The organism is Paenibacillus xylanivorans (assembly GCF_001280595.1).
In the GTDB taxonomy this organism is placed as follows: Bacteria; Bacillota; Bacilli; order Paenibacillales; family Paenibacillaceae; genus Paenibacillus; species Paenibacillus xylanivorans.
Genome location: NZ_LITU01000053.1, coordinates 233,748 through 249,935, shown reverse-complemented (window position 1 = coordinate 249,935; position 16,188 = coordinate 233,748). Strand labels below are relative to the sequence as shown.

The window sequence follows — 16,188 nt, the reverse complement described above, 5'->3', positions numbered from 1 at the left end:
CCAGCAAAAGGTTAAGAACTTGCATGCAAAAGAAGAGCCGGGCAATCCTGCCCCGCTCTTCAAAAATTGGATGATGATGTTATAGCTGTCCTACAGCTTGTAAATCTCGGTATATTTCGCTTCCAGATAATCAGCCAAATAGTCAGGGTTCAACTCTTCACCCGTTACGGCCACAATCAATTCGGAAGGTGTACGGCTTTTGCCATAACGATAAATTTTGTCCGTCAGCCATTCCTTGATTGGAATCAGATTCCCATCAGTAATATGGGCATCAAACTCCGGCATTTCTTTGCGCAGTGTATGTAGAATCTGTGCAGCATACATATTGCCGAGCGAGTATGAAGCAAAGTAACCAAAGTCACCACCCGACCAGTGAACATCCTGAAGCACACCCATGCCATCATTCGGTGGCACGATGCCGAGGTATTCCTTGTATTTGGCATTCCAGGTCTCTGGCAGGTCCTTCACTTCCAGGCCTTCGTTAAACAGCATTTTCTCAATTTCATAACGAATGATGATGTGCAGATTGTACGTAAGCTCATCAGCTTCAATCCGGATCAAGGAGCTTTCCACCCGGTTAATCGCCCGGTAGAAGTCTTCCAGCTCAACCTCGCTTAATTGAGGGAAGTGCTGTTGCAAATCTTTATAATAACGCGTCCAAAATGGAAGACTGCGGCCAATCATATTTTCCCAAAGGCGCGACTGGGATTCGTGGATACCCATGGACGTTCCTTCGGCAAGAAGAGTACCAGCCAGACTGTCGTCAATATTTTGTTCATATAGGGCGTGTCCGCCTTCGTGCAGTGAACTGAAGACCGCACTTGTCACATCATCCTGCAAATAGTTCGTCGTGATCCGCACATCCCCCGGATTCAGGCCCGTTGCGAACGGGTGAACACTCTCATCGAGTCTTCCGGCTTCAAAGTCATAACCCATCTGTTCCAAAATAAACAGACTGAATTTTTCCTGTTGATCCTTGTCAAACAACTGGTTCAAGAACTCCGTGTTCGGTTTGTTGGCCGACGCATTGATTTTCTCTTGCAGGGGCACCAAACGGGCTTTGAGACGGGCGAATACCGCGTCCACCTTTTCAACCGTTAGTTCCGGCTCATACATATCAAGAAGGGTATCATAACGAGTATCTTTCACACCCCAGTAGTCAATGAACTCTTGTTTGAGCTTCACAATATCGGTGAGGTAAGGAGAGAAACCTGCAAAATCGCTATTATGCTTGGCATCTTCCCATGCCGTTTCCGATTTGGCGGTGAGTACGGTATACGCTTGTACTTTTTCCGGGGGTACGGACTGACTACGATCATATTCTTTCTGGCAATCTTCCACCTGACGGCGGTCGATATCTTCCAGCTGTTCCAGCACCGCTGGACTTGTTAACGTATCCAGGTAGGATTTCATGTCAGCCGAGGTTTGCAGTTTAAATGCTTCGGTCGACAGCATCCCAAGTGTTTCCGAACGTGTCGGTACACCTTTTTTGGGCGCACCTGTGCGCAGATCCCAGTGAAGCAAACCAATGGCTTCATGATAACTCTTGATTTTGCGAGCCAGATTACGGAAGGATTCCAGCTGTTGCTGTGTTTGTTGTTCCATTGTTAACGTTCACCTCTTCAAAAAATGTTAGATTCCCTATTGATGATACTTTTTGCAATGCGTATAATCAACTTTTAACAGATGCAAATTGCATTATTCCTCTAAATCACGGGATAATGCAATTTGCTGACCGTGGTATAATAAATGAAACCAAAGGACGTAGGACAAGCTGCATTTGATGCAAGGGCTGTGCTCATCGTATTGGATAACAGGAGGCAATGGACATGAACAACATTCAAGAGATTCTGGCTTACAACAAAACATTTGTCGAGACTAAAGAATACGAAAAGTATACGGCTGGCAAATTCCCAACCAAAAAGATGGTCATCATTACTTGTATGGATACCCGTCTGGTGGAGATGCTGCCCAAGGCCATGAACCTGAAGAATGGCGATGTAAAAATCATCAAAAACGCTGGCGCAATCATCTCTCAACCTTTCGGGTCTGTTATGCGTAGTGTTCTTGTCGCCATCTATGAGCTTGGTGCCGATGAAGTACTGGTTGTTGGACATACGGAATGTGGTATGGCTTCCCTACACGCTGAGACCATGATTGGACATATGGTCGAACGGGGTGTATCTGAGGAAGTCATGAGCACGCTGGAGAACTCGGGCATTCGTTTGCAAAAGTGGTTACGCGGGTTTGACAGTGTTGAAGAAGGGGTAAAACATACTGTGGATGTGATCAAGAAACATCCATTGCTTCCGCCCAATGTACCCGTCCACGGCATGGTCATCGATTCCTATACAGGTGAACTTGATCTTGTCGCAGAGGGCTATGGGCAACAGACATCTCTCTAAAATGGTTTTGGGTGCGGACCTCAGGGTCCGCACTCTTTTTTTGTCTAAATTGAGGCAGTTGTTCTGTCAGGTTGTCAAACCATACAGTTTCAGTGTACACTTTTATGAAAGCGGTCAAAGAAAGCAATTTTTATTGTTTTTGCTGGCCCAGCCCTAATATTAAGGAGACATGTGCATGAACATACTTTCCTACGGATTGCTCGGGCTTCTTACCCGCGAGGAGTCATCAGGTTATGATCTAATGCTGAAAATCCAGCCACATTGGCAGGCTAAACACAGTCAGATCTATCCCCTCCTCTCCAAAATGGAAAACGATGAGCTTTTAGCCTCCCGCTGGGTGCAACAGTCTGACAAACCGGACAAAAAAATGTATGCAGTCACGGAAAAAGGTATTGAAAAACTGCTCGGATGGATGATCACTCCCGTTACCGCTCCGGTTACGCGTGACGAGTTCAATCTGCGTATTTTATGTGTAGGCATTGCGGAAGATGGAAGCATGAGACGCATTCTGAACGAGCGCAAAAACTGGTTTTTGGAACGCATCCGTTATTTCGAGGATTTGAAGTCCCGTATACCTCAGGATAATTTGCGAGTAGGCAGTCGGGAATTCGGAAGCTACATTCTGGTACAAAAAGGGTTGATGAACGCACAAACGGGCATCGAATGGTGTAACTGGGTTACCCAACTACTCGATGGTCAAGCGGCAATTCAGGATCCTTGTCCAAGTAATTCAGAAAATTAAACAAAATTTGAAACGTTCCTGCAAGTTGACCGTATTACTTGAGTAAGGCCCAATTTTGGGTGATTCAAACAAATTAATCGGGGGGTTACGATCTTTACAATGAAGAAAAAATTCGGAATCAAACATCTCATGATGGTTTTCATGGCCTTTACATTATTGTTCGCAACAGTCGGAGTCGCGAATCCGGATTCTGCCGATGCTAGACGTGGTGGCGGTTTCAAATCGGGAACAAAAAGCTTTACTAACACACCTAAGAAGTCCGATTCCAACAGTAATGTGAGCAAATCAAATACGAATAACAACTCAAGCACTGGAGCAGCTACAACTAACCGTGGCGGATTCTTCGGCGGTGGCGGTGGATTTATGAAAGGCATGATGCTGGGCGGTCTTGCTGGTATGATGTTCGGCGGATTGTTCGGTGGCATGGGAGCTTTGGGTAACATTCTTGGATTGCTCGTAAACGTAGCCGCAATTATGCTGATCGTGATGCTCGCGATGGCCCTGTTCAGAGCCATTACGAATCGCCGTAAACCAGCAGCCGATGGTCGCTATGACCGCAAAAATGATCGTGATGATGATGACCGCAACAGAAACGGACGGTACTAATCTCTATGGTTCTAAGCATGGATGAAATTGTAAACGCGATTTGTATTCACATGGCTGAACGCAAGGGTGTACGCCCAACCGATGTCAATGTGGAACTGAGCTGGGAAGAAGATACGGGATATTCCGCTGAAGTCTGGATTCAAGGCCGCAGTCAGTATCTGGTCGAATCTAACATGATTGAAGCGATCCTGCGCTACCTGCACAGTGAATACGACATTCGGGCTTACCGTGAGAATGTAAGACTTGATCTGGATGAAGAGATCACAGCGATTGTGAATCAATAAATTAATAACTAATAAGCCATTTGCGGATGGCATGCATAAAGGACCGTCTCCATAATGTCATTGACATGAATGGGGACGGTCCTTTTGTGTTGCTAGGGAAGAAGATTTAACTTTTGCCTCTACCTTCCCCAGAATCATACTCTATAATCCTCTTGCTACTTCAATTTCACCAGACTGTAGTTTTTCTTGCCTTTGCGGATGATGATGAATTTACCGCCGATTGCGTGCTCTGCAGAGACCGTGAATTCCAGCTCCGTAACTTTCTCACCGTTCATGGAGATAGCTCCTTTGGTTACATCCTCACGCGCCTGACGTTTGGATGGCTCCAGGCCAAGATCCACGAGCCAGTCTACAATATTTTTCGCTTCACCATCGGTTTCGAAGGTCGGCATTTCCTTGAAGCCCTGCTCGATTTCGTCTGCTGTAAGGGAACGAATGTCTCCGCTGAACAGTGCTGCCGTAATGCGCTTAGCCTGCTCCAGCATATCGTCGCCGTGAACAAATTTCGTCATTTCTTCAGCGAGTGCCTTTTGTGCTTCACGCTTGTGCGGCTCCGTTTCTACCTTTTCAGCCAAGGCTTCAATTTCTTCTTTGCTCAGGAACGTGAAGTACTTCAGGTATTTGATTACGTCACGATCATCGGTATTTGCCCAGAACTGATAGAATTCAAATGGAGTCGTTTTATTCGGATCAAGCCAGATGGCTCCACCTGCGGATTTACCGAATTTCGTTCCGTCGGATTTGAGCATCAGCGGAATCGTCAGACCGAAGGCTTTCGCTTCGGACCCTTCTTTTTTACGAATGAGGTCTAGGCCACTTGTAATGTTGCCCCATTGATCAGAACCGCCGATTTGCAGCTGTACATTCTCATGTTGGAACAGGTGCAGGTAATCGAGCGATTGGAGAATCTGGTAGGAAAACTCGGTAAACGAAATACCGTCTTCCAGTCTGCTCGCAACCACGTCCTTGGCCAGCATCGTGTTGAGGTTAAAGTTTTTACCGTAGTCACGCAAAAATTCAATTACATTGATTTTATGCGTCCAGTCGTAGTTGTTGACCATGCGCACCTGATTGTCGCCATCGGTTACGAAGAGCTTTTTCATTTGTGCAGTCAGAGCGTCCACATTGGCCTGTACTTCTTCCAACGTTTGCAGGGAACGTTCCGATTGACGACCACTCGGATCACCTATAGTTCCTGTTGCCCCACCAATCAGAATGACCGGGCGGTGGCCGGCGAGTTGGAAACGTTTCAGCATCATGAACGGAATCAAATGTCCAATGTGCATACTGTCTCCTGTAGGGTCAACCCCGCAGTACAAGGAAACCGACGTTGTCTCGGTCAGCTCACGCAGACCCTCCGCATCCGTTTGTTGATTGATGGCGTCGCGCCATTCCAGTTCATCAATAATATTCAAAACAAACAACCCCTTCTCTATGCATTGGTATTAATCCATGATCTACGTTAATTTCAAAAGGAGCTAAGCCGGGCGAAGCTTTTTTGGACACAAAAAAATCGCCGCCTTGTCTTCAATAGACATAGGGACGATTATCATAACCGTGGTACCACCCAACTTGCACAGACAACAGCTCACACGCTGTCCATACCGCTTTCGGCAAAATACCGTTTGCCATTCCGCTTGGCATTACCCAAGTACTCCAGAGTGTAATTCGCAGCCCTTGTATGTATCAGGTTCCATCACCCCCTGACTTTCTGTAACAGGGACAAAGCCGCTACTGCGCTCTATCAACGTAATTCATGTATTCAATTTATAGCCAGTATAGCCGAACGTTAATATCATTGCAAGGGCAAGTATGCAATCTTAGGATAGAACAACAAGGTCAGCGTCTGTGCCAAACTTATAAAGTCATCATCTTCAACTTCCCGTGATAATATTCATATGCATTCTCTGCAATCTGATCCTCATTGTTCCAAATAAAATTGAACAAAACCACCGTTACAGACGTCCACCTCTTGGTTTCAGCCTCTCAAGCTCCTGTCGTTTACCCGTTAGATGCAATTGTAAGTATGGATCACCGATCTGTTGGAAAGCCTTCTCAACACTTCGATCCAGTTCTTGCTTCACTTCGCCGGTATAGTTCAAGTGTGTCTGTTTATTATCGACACCATGTCGTTCCAGCAATTCTACATGCACCGCCGTAAAAATGATATCCTCCAGTAGCCAGTACATGACTTCATCCGTCTGGTTCAAACGTTTCTCAAGCATGACGATACCCCGTTCGTATATACGAACAACATACGCATTATTTTCGCTCTCTACATATGGAACGCCTTCCCATTTAAAGGCCTCAAACAAGCGGTTAACATAGTTATCCATCTGTTCCCTGCGGAAGGATGTCCGCTCAAGCAACTGTAACAGAGTTTGTGCAATCTCTAATTTGCTTTGTATGTTAGACATGAAATCACCCACCTACAAAAGTTGCACATCGTCTATTGCCTCTGGCATGATAATGAAAAAGCTGCCAATGGCAGCCTCTTCACAACATCTCTTCAATCAAGTCCCACAGAAAGTCTGATAGGAGGTATTGCACTGAGCAGGCAGCTCTGCGTACTCAGACTGTTCAGGAGAGTGTGCAAACGGGTTTGAAAGAACAGCTAGAAGCTTCTCCATCACACTAAGGTCTCCGTGATTCTCCGCTCTTTCTAGTGCTTCTTCCACCCGATGATTCCGTGGGATGACCGCCGGGTTGCTAGTTCTCATCAATTGTTGCGATTCTTCTTTCCCTTCCTGCTGTCTGCCCAATCTTGCCTGGTGCCGATCATTCCACTCCGCAAACTCCGAAGTGTCGAATAAAGGCGTTCCCTTAAGCGTGTCAAAGGTCAGTTCGAGGAAGGTGTTCGTGTAATCGGCACTATGCTCCTCCATCAGTTCAAGAAGATCCCTGATTAGCGCTTCATCCTCAGCCTCTTCATTAAACAATCCCAGCTTGCTCCGCATGCCCGAAAGCCAGTAGTGATGATACAATTCAGAGAATTGTGCAATGGCATCCTGGGCGATTTGTACGGCCTGTTCTTCATCCTCATGCAGCAGTGGCAGAAGTGTCTCGGCAAACCGAGCCAGATTCCACCCACCAATATACGGTTGATTACCATAGGCATACCGACCTTGTGTGTCAATGGAGCTAAATACCGTCGCTGGATTATAAGCATCCATAAAAGCACAAGGGCCATAATCGATCGTTTCACCACTAATGGCCATGTTATCCGTGTTCATTACACCATGAATGAAACCAACCTGTTGCCACTTGGCAATGAGTGATGCCTGTCGCTTAATCACTTCCTGAAGCAACAGGAGGTAACGATTGTCGGCTTCAGCAATATCAGAAAAATGCCGTTGTAGTGTGTAGTCAGCCAAAGCTCTGAGATCATCGATTGAACCCCATCTGGCTGCGTATTGAAAGGTTGCTACACGCAAATGGCTTGAAGCCACTCGCGTCAGTATTGCACCAGGTCGTTCTGTTTCGCGTGTAATGTTTTCTCCAGTAGAAACGACTGCCAGACTTCGCGTGGTTGGAATACCTAGTGCATGCATCGCTTCACTAATAATATACTCACGCAGCATTGGTCCAACGGCAGCACGTCCATCACCTCCGCGGGAGTATGGGGTTCTTCCCGAACCTTTCAGCTGGATATCCACTCGCTCGCCTTGTGGCGTAATCTGTTCGCCCAGCAGCAAAGCCCGTCCATCACCAAGCATGTTAAAATTACCAAACTGATGACCCGCATATGCCTGAGCCAGAGGCTCGGCTCCTTCCGGAGTTAGGTTACCTGCGAAGACCTCCGCTCCATCAGCACTGTTAAGAGCCTCAGCATTCAGCCCTAGGCTGGTAGCAAGTGATGTATTGAAGAGGATCAATTTCGGTGATTGAACAGGTACCGCTCCCTGCTTCGTAAAAAAGGTCTGTGGCAAATGTGCATAGCTATTGTCAAAATGCCATCCTTTTTTCAGCGTTTCTTGTTGCATGGTGATCACAACTCCTTTTCTGTAACCAGGGGACATCCCCTGGTTTTATTTTAGCCCTGTGAACCAATGCTCATTTATGTAGTCGCATGGAAATTCAACGGAAAGAACATGTAACATGTTCATGATGAAACTTTAGCATACTTATATCCCTTTTGCATTCATCCTATAGTGATTTTTGCGATGACTGTTGAATAGCCCCACCCAATATTGCTGCCCCGTCCCAATCATAATAAAAACCCAAGAGGTTCTTTTGGTGAATGAGTCAGAATCCTTCATTCCACCGCAGTTGAAACCGCCTTGGGTCCATTCTTGTGAGTCACAAGCCTGTAAATAAAACTAAATCAAGTATGTGCTTCTTGGGCCTGAACGGGCTGTACGGGCAAACTCTCCTTTTTAAATCCGAGGTTAAAGAAGACATTGAGCAGGATAGCGCACAGACTACCTGTAATAATGCCATCACCGACAATAATGCGAATACTTTGAGGCAGCTGGGCAAATAGATCAGGTACAGCTGTGACACCAAGACCAAGTGAAACCGAACAAGCAACGATTAATAGATTGGATTGCTTGCTGAAATCCACATGTTGCAGCATTTTAATCCCGGATGAGACCACCATGCCGAACAGAACCACCGTTGCCCCTCCAAGCACCGCGCTGGGGATAATCGTTGCAAATGCCGCAACTTTGGGGATGAGCCCGAGAAATATCAGGATGCCTCCGGCCGCAACAACCACATTGGTCGTTTTCACCTTGGAGAGCTGAACCAAACCGACATTCTGGGCAAATGTGTTATACGGAAAGGCATTGAAAATACCGCCAAGGACAAACGCTAAACCTTCCGCACGATACCCTCGTGCCAGATCCTTTTCGTTAATCGGTTGATCACAGATTTTGCTTAGAGCCATAAATACACCTGTCGACTCAATAATAACAACCGTACCTACGATAATCATTGTAATAATAGGGCCCAGTTCGAAGGTAGGCCATCCAAAATAAAACGGCTGCGGCAAGTGAAACCAGGAGGCTTCCTGCACGGAAGCGAAATTCACTTTCCCCATGAGAGCAGCAACAAGGGTACCTACAATAATGCCGAGGAGAACTGCGAGGGATCTAACAAAACCGCGAGCATAGCGATTTAGTATGAGAATAAAAAGTAACACACCGAATGAAAGCGCCAAGTTATCCAGACTTCCGAAATTCTCGCTGTTTGCTCCGCCCGCCATGTTCTTGATACCCGTTGGAATCAGCGCCAGACCGATAATGGTTACCACCGAGCCGATTACGACAGGAGGAAACAGCTTGACGATTTTACTGAAGAAGACAGCACATATGACGATGAATATCCCTGCTGCGATAATCGAACCGTAAATAGCCGGAATCCCGTATTGTGAGCCAATCGCAATCATGGGTGTAACTGCAACAAATGAGCTTCCTAGCACCGCCGGCAAGCCAATTCCCAGGTACTTTCCTTTGCGTGCCTGAAGCCATGTTGCAATCCCACAGGTTAACAGGTCAATGGATACCAGATACGCCAGCTGTTCTGCAGTCAGATTTAGCGCCCTTCCCACAAGTAGCGGAACCAATATTGCCCCGGCATACATCGCCAATACGTGCTGAATTCCCAGTGAAAAAATCCTCATTCTCTTGGTTTCTCTCATCCCAACCTGCCCCCTGTAATTTAGAATCCATTTACCGCTGCAAAATCATGTTATGTTGATTCACATTATATAAACATTTGGGGAAAGTTCCATGATTCATAACATAGAATTGTTGGAGTATATAAAGAGAATCGATGTTTTTGGGCGTGTTGTACAAAACAAAAATAATTCGCACTCTTTTCACGTAATGTTAATTGACATAACAAGAGTCATACACTCCAAATAAAGTGAAGAAAAGCAAATTCTTGCCCAACCTCTTCCTCTTCCTTATGTCCCATTAGAGCGTTGTGAGTGAAAACTGCCGAGTTCTAGTGGGACTAAAAAGAGGCAGAAATGGTTCGCTCCCTGACAGGGGCCAACATTCCTACCTCAAAAAATTTATTCTATCACAAGACAATCCGCTAATATTTCCGGTTTGTATCGCATACTGTCTGATTCAGTGATTTTACGAATGACTCTGCACGGTACACCTGCCGCAAAAGAGTTCTCCGGGATATCTTGGGTCACGACGCTGCCTGCACCAATTACGCATCCGTCTCCAATCGTTACCCCACCGCATACAGTTACGTTGGCAGATATCCATACATCGTTTCCAATAGTGACAGGTTTAGCGTAACAAAGAGACTTGGGTGTCCCATGTTGATCCAACATCTGTCGGCGCTCTGAAGCAATGAATGGGTGAATTGGCGTAACAATGGTCACATTGGGTCCAAAACTCGTATGATTACCAATGGTGACTTTCGCATCATCTTGAACAGTAAGATTGTAGTTGCCAAAGAAATAATCACCGATTTCGGTATGAACTCCGTAATGAAAGAAAATCGGTCCTTGCATGAAGCACCCCTGTCCCTTTCGACCAAGCAATTCCTTCAGTAACAATTCTCGTTCCTCGATTTGATCCTCAAATGTACGGCTATATTGATTGCTTAGATTGTGCGAGCGCCGTTTCAGCGCTTTCAATTCCGAATCACTTGGACTAAACAAAATCCCCTTCAATATTCGTTCTTCTTCAGTCATATTTTCAGCTCCTGTTATCCTTTTTTTGAAATTCAGTATGATTCAGATCACGTAAATTATTATTTCGTAACCGCGCACATTTAGAACAGGTCCATCATTTTTTGAATGGTAAGAAGAACTCCATTCTCCTGATTAGATTTGGTAATGAAACTTGCTGCTTTTTTAGTATTTTCACAGGCATTACTAACCGCAAAGCTATATTTAGCAATTGCCATCAGTTCCACATCATTCTCTCCATCCCCAAATGACATTGTTTCTTCAGCTGTTACGCCCAACATTTCTTGCAGTTTTTTTACTGTCTCGCCTTTATGTGTGTGCAGTGCCGTGATATCAAGCCATCTTGCTTCTGAATCCACAATGTAGATTTGCCCATCCAGCGTCAATTCAACATATTCTCTCAGTGCACTGCTCCGCTCTTTAGGATCATACACCGTAATTTTAATGAGTGGGCTATCGATTTCAGAGAAGGAGCCTATTTTAATGACTTGTTCATAGGAGCCTTTAACAACCTCATACATGTCTTCATGGATGGAAGAATGCACATATGCAGCATCACTAGCGCATACAATTATGGTCATGTTATCGGCGAATCGTTGAATCTCTTCTAGAGCACGCAGAGCGAGATCCCGCTCGATGCTGAATTCCTTCACAACTTTTCCGTCCTTCTTGATTCGGGCTGCACTGTCTCCAAGAATCCAGATTCCCTTTCCATGTTCCCCGAACAATTTCTCCACACGCTCACATTGTTTTCCCGTACATGCAGCAAAAATGATTCCTTTTTTCTGCATTTGTTCATGTACATCAGTAAAAAGCTTCGTATCGAACAAACCCCGGTTGTTGAGAAAAGTACCGTCTAAATCAGTAACAACAAGTTTAATCATAAATAGTTCCTCCAATTAGTGGCTGCAAGAATGTAGTGTCATTTATTCCACTCCATACCCGTTCCTCTCAAATAAGTTCAGAAGCAATAAGAATATATATATACTTTATAATGTTTATTTATTAAGTATATATAAAATAATGTAGTGAGAGGCACGCTTTGTCAATCCGAGGGAGCCGATCTGCTACAACATCATTGTATTTCATGTAACTGGTTTCATGTCAACACCCTCCGATGTGACGCTCTGGCATGAATCGCATTATACTTAGATCACCTAGAATTGTTGACTTTTGGACCGGAATTATCCTTCTATCCCTGGGCATCTCATTAACCATATCAGCCGGGCTTGTCGTCTCTCCTTTTGATGCCTTGGTGGGGTTATCCGTGCATGTGGGGCTTACTGTAGGAAGTTGGGAGATTTTGCTGGCTCTGATCATGATTTTTCTCAATGCTGGCCTCATTAGACAGAAACCTGAATTCAAGGGATTGCTTACTGCTCTTGCAACAGGCTTGTGTATTGATACTTGGCTCTGGGTTATTGAACACTGGCTTCAGGTAGGACACTTTGTCAACTTCATTTATTTTATTGTCGGCATGCTTGTTTCCGGATGGGGTACAGCTATGTATTTACGTCGCTTTGCTCGTGTACCCGTCGATCATCTAATGGTCATCATTCAGATCTTAACGAAAAAAAGTGTGATGTACTCCAGAACGTTGATCTATATTGTTTTTTTGATTCTCTCCTTTTGATTCATGGGCCCATTGGGATCGGAACCGTATTGACTGTATGTTTCGGAGGAGCCATCCTTCATTTTTTCACGGGAAGATTGAATCGTAATAATATCATTACAGCCCAGAAATCATAGAAATATTGCATACCCAAATGGATTTGTGTTTACACATCTGAACCACCATTTGGTCCTTCCCAAAAATAATAAAAGTCGCCTAATGGCGACTTCGATTGTGACGCTGATTATGTCTTCCGGCTTTCGACAGCCAAAACCGAACTTTTAGATCGGGTAGTCGGCCACGATCACATTTTCTAGCCAACCATCGAGTGAAGCTACGAATGCTTGATGGGCAGGATGAGGGCCATAGGAACGCAACGCTTCCTGATCTGTAAAAGTAACTCTCAATCCAAGGGTATAACCTCGTATATTATTCGTCTCTTCAGTCACGTTAATTCCCGCAGTCAGTGCTGTGATTCCCGGAATCTGTTCCTTCAGGGACAACAATTGATTCACGAATTCCTGCTGTTTCGCAGGTGTAATTTTATCATTGAATTTAAATACAACCAAATGTTCGAACATTTCTTCATTCCTCCTGTCTACGTTTCTTAAATGTTCATGCTTATTTCTTCAAAGCTCTGCTCTGAACATGATGCAGCAGCTTCTGCAACCAGGTGATATCGCTCTGAATAGAGTGGTAGGCATGATCTTTCATTAATAACAATGTATCTTTCAGATCCACCTCGAACTCCTCGATCTCTGGCCTATCAGGTTTAATATATGCAATTCTTTTTTCCAGTTTACGAAGAATATCCTCAATCAGATATGCAATCTTGTGTAAGTCCACCTTATCCAGATTGACCAGCGCTGCATAGAGGGATTGCACGTTCGTGAATTTTTGAAAAGCCGCATAGATCCCCTCTTGTAAGGCATCCCGTCCTTTTTCAGTAATACCATAAGTCGTTTTATCTGGTCGATTATCGGTTTGTATAATTTCAATCTTCTCGATCAGACCCTTCTTCAGCAACACTTCAAAATTATAATAAATCGTGCCTTCCGTTACTTTGGCATCGGTTTGATCCAGATGTTTAAGAATTCTCTTCTTAATATCATAGGGATGGCACTGTTCCTCGCTTAACGTACCAAGTATAAAAATTTGAATCGACATGTGACTGCCCCCATTTCTGCTAATCCAGAGGGCGAGTACAGTGAAGCACAACGAACCAGCCCTCTCTCTCTATTTTAAACCATAACGGACTGTTGTACAGTCTCCTTCACAGCATCGGGTTGGCGGGCACTTTTGAAATGATGGATTACGATGTTGATTGCAAATGCTGCAAGACCAACCAACGCCAAACCTATTCCGTAATCGAAGCTTTTTCCCCCGCCAAAGAGAATATTGTAGTCCAGATGAGTGGAATAGAACATCGGTGTGATATGGCTCATGAATTTAAAATATCCTGGCATCATCTCGGGAGGTAAGGTTGTGCCATTAGCAATCGTCTGACTGAGCAGAATGGGCAAGTTAAGCAGCATGCCTCCCTGACCCAGCAGCATGATAAAGATACTTGTAAATTCAATGCAAACGAATAACTGAACGCTGTGTAGTAACCATAGTTTCATAAATGTCTCCATCCCATACCCCTGAACCATATAATATATGCCTATGGCGATCAGTGGAGCGATCAGTGAGATGAGCAAGTTAACCATACGCAGGGAGAAAAATGCCTTCCATTTCCCCATCTGATGTTGCAGCGATCTTAATCCCCCCACACTTTGCATGGAATAGATCATCGCTCCTACATATAGCGCCATGGTGATAAACATCGGGGCCATCTGATTTTGCATACCTGCTGGCTGCGGGTTGGTCATAACGAGATTAGAGGAAACTTTCCCCATCGTGGCTTCCACGATCTGTTTGGATTGATCCGCAGGAACCTGCATACTGTTTAGCACGCCCTCGAAGCTCTGGGATTGGACTTGCGCTTGAAGCCCGGCTGTGATTTCAGTGGAGACTGTTTTCATCATGCTTGTAACGGTCGTTGGATTCGATTCATTGATCAGATAATCCAACTGTGCGTGTGCATCCTGTGCAGACAGGTTTTTCGTAAAATCAGCCGGAATATGGATGACCATATGAATATTCCGATCTTCAAGACCTACTTTGGCCTCTTCCAATGAATCATCGGTAATGATATTGAAAGGTAACTGTTTTTCCAAATTCTCAACAAATGAAGCGCCGGATTGCGTGTCCTCATTCACGATGGCAACCGTCAATTGTGGAACATTCTTAGGAATTGCGCTGTAACCGGACATGAAAATCGTCAACATGAGAATCTGATACAAAACAATCATAAAAATACCTGCGATGACACCTTTATTCTTCAGTATGCTCTTCACGTTTACTCCACCTTCAATATTTCTATTTATAATACTTGAATTAAAGTACTCTGATTTGTTATATTTGTCAACAAGGATAGTTTAGTAAGATAGCTATAATGGCCCTGCTCCCTATCTGCTATCCGATCAAGCAGGACCTCATCATCAGATTCATCCAATCTTCGAACCAAGGAGGCGTAAGGAATGAGCAACCCGATTATTTCTTTATCCGAAATGACCGACTTTCAGTCCAAGGAAGACGAATTCAGCCCTCACCATTGGTATCGCCGCATGCTGAAGCAAGACCCTGTCGTTTATAATGAAGCGTCCGATTCCTGGCATGTATTTGGGTATGATCTTGTGAAAACGGTCCTTAATGACCATGAGCATTTCTCCAGTGAACGCAAAAGAACCATTGTTAATGTAGGGTATATCAGCGAGGATGATAACAACAACGAAGGGGAACATCATATCCCGGATCGATTGGATATTCATAATGTGGATCCACCGGAACATCGTAAACGGAGATCATTGCTTGCCAAAGCGTTTACACCAAGAAGTTTGCGATTATGGGAACCACGGATTCAGGCACTCGCCGAACAACTGATAGCCAAGTTCGCTCATCAACCTGTCGTGGATATCGTCGAAGCATATACAAGCGTATTCCCCGTCATGATCATGTCAGATCTGCTGGGCGTTCCATCGAAGGATCATCATTTGTTCAAGGAATGGGTAAACCAGCTCTTTCTACCCTCCACCCATACCACTTTTGCTGAAATTAACGAAATGAAAAGAACGGCCGGAGAAGAATATTTCAAGTACCTGTATCCCATCGTTGTCGCCAAAAGATTGAATCCGGGAGAAGATATCATATCTGATCTCATCCGGGCCGAGGTAGATGGTGACCAGTTTTCAGATGAAGAGATCGTACGGACAACGATGTTTATATTGGGAGCTGGTGTGGAAACGACAAGTATCCTGCTTGCCAATTCGTTCTATGCCATGTTGTATGACCAACCAGGAGTCTACGCGGAACTAAGAAACAATCCCGAACTGATTCCGAACGCGGTGGAAGAAATGCTAAGATATCGTTTCAACATCAGCAAGATGGATCGTATGGTCAAAAAAGACAATAACCTGCTGGGGATTGATCTCAAAAAAGGAGATGCCATTGTTGCATGGATGAGTGCAGCCAATGTGGATGAACGCGTATTTGAAGATCCATTCACATTCAATATTCATCGTTCCAACAATAACAAACAGCTTGCATTTGGGTATGGCACACACTTCTGTCTTGGCGCACCACTTGCCCGTTTAGAGGCCAAAATCGCACTCTCTACCTTCGTGCAGACCTTCTCACGCATTGAGAACGTTGAGGGATTTATTCTGGAGGACAACCTTATTCCAGCCGCCGCCGGACAATCCTTAGGTCATTTGCCGCTTAAACTATATACGTAATGAAATCCCGTAGAATTTTCTTATAGATAACAAAAAAAGAGCAGATCA

Annotated in this window: 15 protein-coding genes, 1 pseudogene and 1 other annotated feature; of the genes and pseudogenes, 6 read left to right on the top strand and 10 right to left on the bottom strand. The window is 44.8% G+C overall.

The features are described from left to right. Positions 1-90 precede the first annotated feature (90 nt). Entirely contained in the window at positions 91-1,605 is a 1,515-nt protein-coding gene (locus AMS66_RS11140) for a carboxypeptidase M32 (protein WP_053780854.1), read from the bottom strand. 224 nt (positions 1,606-1,829) lie between these two features. On the opposite strand from AMS66_RS11140, the gene AMS66_RS11135 reads away from it, so the two are divergent. The 4 genes from AMS66_RS11135 (at position 1,830) to AMS66_RS11120 (ending at position 4,037) form a co-directional block, all read left to right on the top strand. After that, positions 1,830-2,405 carry a beta-class carbonic anhydrase gene (locus AMS66_RS11135; RefSeq protein WP_053780853.1) on the top strand — a complete coding sequence of 192 codons (576 nt, stop codon included), beginning with the start codon at positions 1,830-1,832 and terminating at the stop codon, positions 2,403-2,405. Between the two features lie 175 nt (positions 2,406-2,580). Then, the gene (locus tag AMS66_RS11130) at positions 2,581-3,147 is read left to right on the top strand and encodes a PadR family transcriptional regulator (protein WP_053780852.1); all 567 of its coding nucleotides are present in this window, start codon (positions 2,581-2,583) and stop codon (positions 3,145-3,147) included. 99 nt (positions 3,148-3,246) lie between these two features. Next, the gene (locus AMS66_RS11125) at positions 3,247-3,753 is read left to right on the top strand and encodes a hypothetical protein (protein ID WP_024630485.1); all 507 of its coding nucleotides are present in this window, start codon (positions 3,247-3,249) and stop codon (positions 3,751-3,753) included. A 5-nt stretch (positions 3,754-3,758) separates the two neighbouring features. Then, positions 3,759-4,037: a YxcD family protein gene (locus AMS66_RS11120; protein ID WP_024630486.1), complete on the top strand. Its 279-nt coding sequence runs from the start codon at positions 3,759-3,761 to the stop codon at positions 4,035-4,037. Positions 4,038-4,192: 155 nt separating this feature from the next. Here the strand turns inward: AMS66_RS11120 and tyrS are convergent, their stop codons facing one another. From tyrS to AMS66_RS11090, 6 genes are all read right to left on the bottom strand, one after another. Continuing rightward, positions 4,193-5,452, bottom strand: a complete 1,260-nt coding sequence (gene tyrS / locus AMS66_RS11115; RefSeq protein WP_024630487.1) for a tyrosine--tRNA ligase — start codon at positions 5,450-5,452, stop codon at positions 4,193-4,195. A gap of 120 nt (positions 5,453-5,572) precedes the next feature. After that, positions 5,573-5,794 (bottom strand) — a binding site (T-box leader). A gap of 198 nt (positions 5,795-5,992) precedes the next feature. Continuing rightward, positions 5,993-6,454 carry an Imm63 family immunity protein gene (locus tag AMS66_RS11110; RefSeq protein ID WP_053780851.1) on the bottom strand — a complete coding sequence of 154 codons (462 nt, stop codon included), beginning with the start codon at positions 6,452-6,454 and terminating at the stop codon, positions 5,993-5,995. A gap of 96 nt (positions 6,455-6,550) precedes the next feature. Further along, positions 6,551-8,020: a protein adenylyltransferase SelO gene (locus tag AMS66_RS11105; RefSeq protein WP_053780850.1), complete on the bottom strand. Its 1,470-nt coding sequence runs from the start codon at positions 8,018-8,020 to the stop codon at positions 6,551-6,553. 341 nt (positions 8,021-8,361) lie between these two features. Beyond that, positions 8,362-9,678, bottom strand: coding sequence for a nucleobase:cation symporter-2 family protein (locus AMS66_RS11100; RefSeq protein ID WP_053780849.1), 1,317 nt, complete (start codon positions 9,676-9,678; stop codon positions 8,362-8,364). 378 nt (positions 9,679-10,056) lie between these two features. Continuing rightward, positions 10,057-10,695 (bottom strand): sugar O-acetyltransferase, encoded by a 639-nt coding sequence (locus AMS66_RS11095; protein ID WP_053780848.1) that lies wholly within the window; start codon positions 10,693-10,695, stop codon positions 10,057-10,059. Positions 10,696-10,775: 80 nt separating this feature from the next. After that, positions 10,776-11,576 (bottom strand): HAD-IIB family hydrolase, encoded by an 801-nt coding sequence (locus AMS66_RS11090; protein WP_053780847.1) that lies wholly within the window; start codon positions 11,574-11,576, stop codon positions 10,776-10,778. Positions 11,577-11,824: 248 nt separating this feature from the next. Here AMS66_RS11090 and AMS66_RS11085 point away from each other — a divergent pair. Continuing rightward, a pseudogene (locus AMS66_RS11085) lies at positions 11,825-12,441 on the top strand (YczE/YyaS/YitT family protein). Between the two features lie 144 nt (positions 12,442-12,585). Here the strand turns inward: AMS66_RS11085 and AMS66_RS11080 are convergent. The 3 genes from AMS66_RS11080 to AMS66_RS11070 form a co-directional block, all read right to left on the bottom strand. Next, complete coding sequence (locus AMS66_RS11080; protein WP_053780846.1) at positions 12,586-12,885, bottom strand: Dabb family protein; 300 nt, start codon at positions 12,883-12,885, stop codon at positions 12,586-12,588. A 40-nt stretch (positions 12,886-12,925) separates the two neighbouring features. Further along, positions 12,926-13,471: a PadR family transcriptional regulator gene (locus AMS66_RS11075; protein WP_053780845.1), complete on the bottom strand. Its 546-nt coding sequence runs from the start codon at positions 13,469-13,471 to the stop codon at positions 12,926-12,928. A 74-nt stretch (positions 13,472-13,545) separates the two neighbouring features. Further along, entirely contained in the window at positions 13,546-14,703 is a 1,158-nt protein-coding gene (locus AMS66_RS11070) for a YhgE/Pip domain-containing protein (protein ID WP_053780844.1), read from the bottom strand. 183 nt (positions 14,704-14,886) lie between these two features. Between AMS66_RS11070 and AMS66_RS11065 the strand changes: the two genes are divergently transcribed. Then, positions 14,887-16,140: a cytochrome P450 gene (locus tag AMS66_RS11065; RefSeq protein WP_053780843.1), complete on the top strand. Its 1,254-nt coding sequence runs from the start codon at positions 14,887-14,889 to the stop codon at positions 16,138-16,140. Positions 16,141-16,188 lie beyond the last annotated feature (48 nt).

What these genes read in the sequence shown, in the direction of transcription:
- AMS66_RS11140 (WP_053780854.1), bottom strand. Translation starts at nt 1,605, where the DNA reads ATGGAACAACAAACACAGCAACAGCTGGAATCCTTCCGTAATCTGGCT.
- AMS66_RS11135 (WP_053780853.1), top strand. Translation starts at nt 1,830, where the DNA reads ATGAACAACATTCAAGAGATTCTGGCTTACAACAAAACATTTGTCGAG.
- AMS66_RS11130 (WP_053780852.1), top strand. Translation starts at nt 2,581, where the DNA reads ATGAACATACTTTCCTACGGATTGCTCGGGCTTCTTACCCGCGAGGAG.
- AMS66_RS11125 (WP_024630485.1), top strand. Translation starts at nt 3,247, where the DNA reads ATGAAGAAAAAATTCGGAATCAAACATCTCATGATGGTTTTCATGGCC.
- AMS66_RS11120 (WP_024630486.1), top strand. Translation starts at nt 3,759, where the DNA reads ATGGTTCTAAGCATGGATGAAATTGTAAACGCGATTTGTATTCACATG.
- AMS66_RS11110 (WP_053780851.1), bottom strand. Translation starts at nt 6,454, where the DNA reads ATGTCTAACATACAAAGCAAATTAGAGATTGCACAAACTCTGTTACAG.
- AMS66_RS11105 (WP_053780850.1), bottom strand. Translation starts at nt 8,020, where the DNA reads ATGCAACAAGAAACGCTGAAAAAAGGATGGCATTTTGACAATAGCTAT.
- AMS66_RS11100 (WP_053780849.1), bottom strand. Translation starts at nt 9,678, where the DNA reads ATGAGAGAAACCAAGAGAATGAGGATTTTTTCACTGGGAATTCAGCAC.
- AMS66_RS11095 (WP_053780848.1), bottom strand. Translation starts at nt 10,695, where the DNA reads ATGACTGAAGAAGAACGAATATTGAAGGGGATTTTGTTTAGTCCAAGT.
- AMS66_RS11090 (WP_053780847.1), bottom strand. Translation starts at nt 11,576, where the DNA reads ATGATTAAACTTGTTGTTACTGATTTAGACGGTACTTTTCTCAACAAC.
- AMS66_RS11080 (WP_053780846.1), bottom strand. Translation starts at nt 12,885, where the DNA reads ATGTTCGAACATTTGGTTGTATTTAAATTCAATGATAAAATTACACCT.
- AMS66_RS11075 (WP_053780845.1), bottom strand. Translation starts at nt 13,471, where the DNA reads ATGTCGATTCAAATTTTTATACTTGGTACGTTAAGCGAGGAACAGTGC.
- AMS66_RS11065 (WP_053780843.1), top strand. Translation starts at nt 14,887, where the DNA reads ATGAGCAACCCGATTATTTCTTTATCCGAAATGACCGACTTTCAGTCC.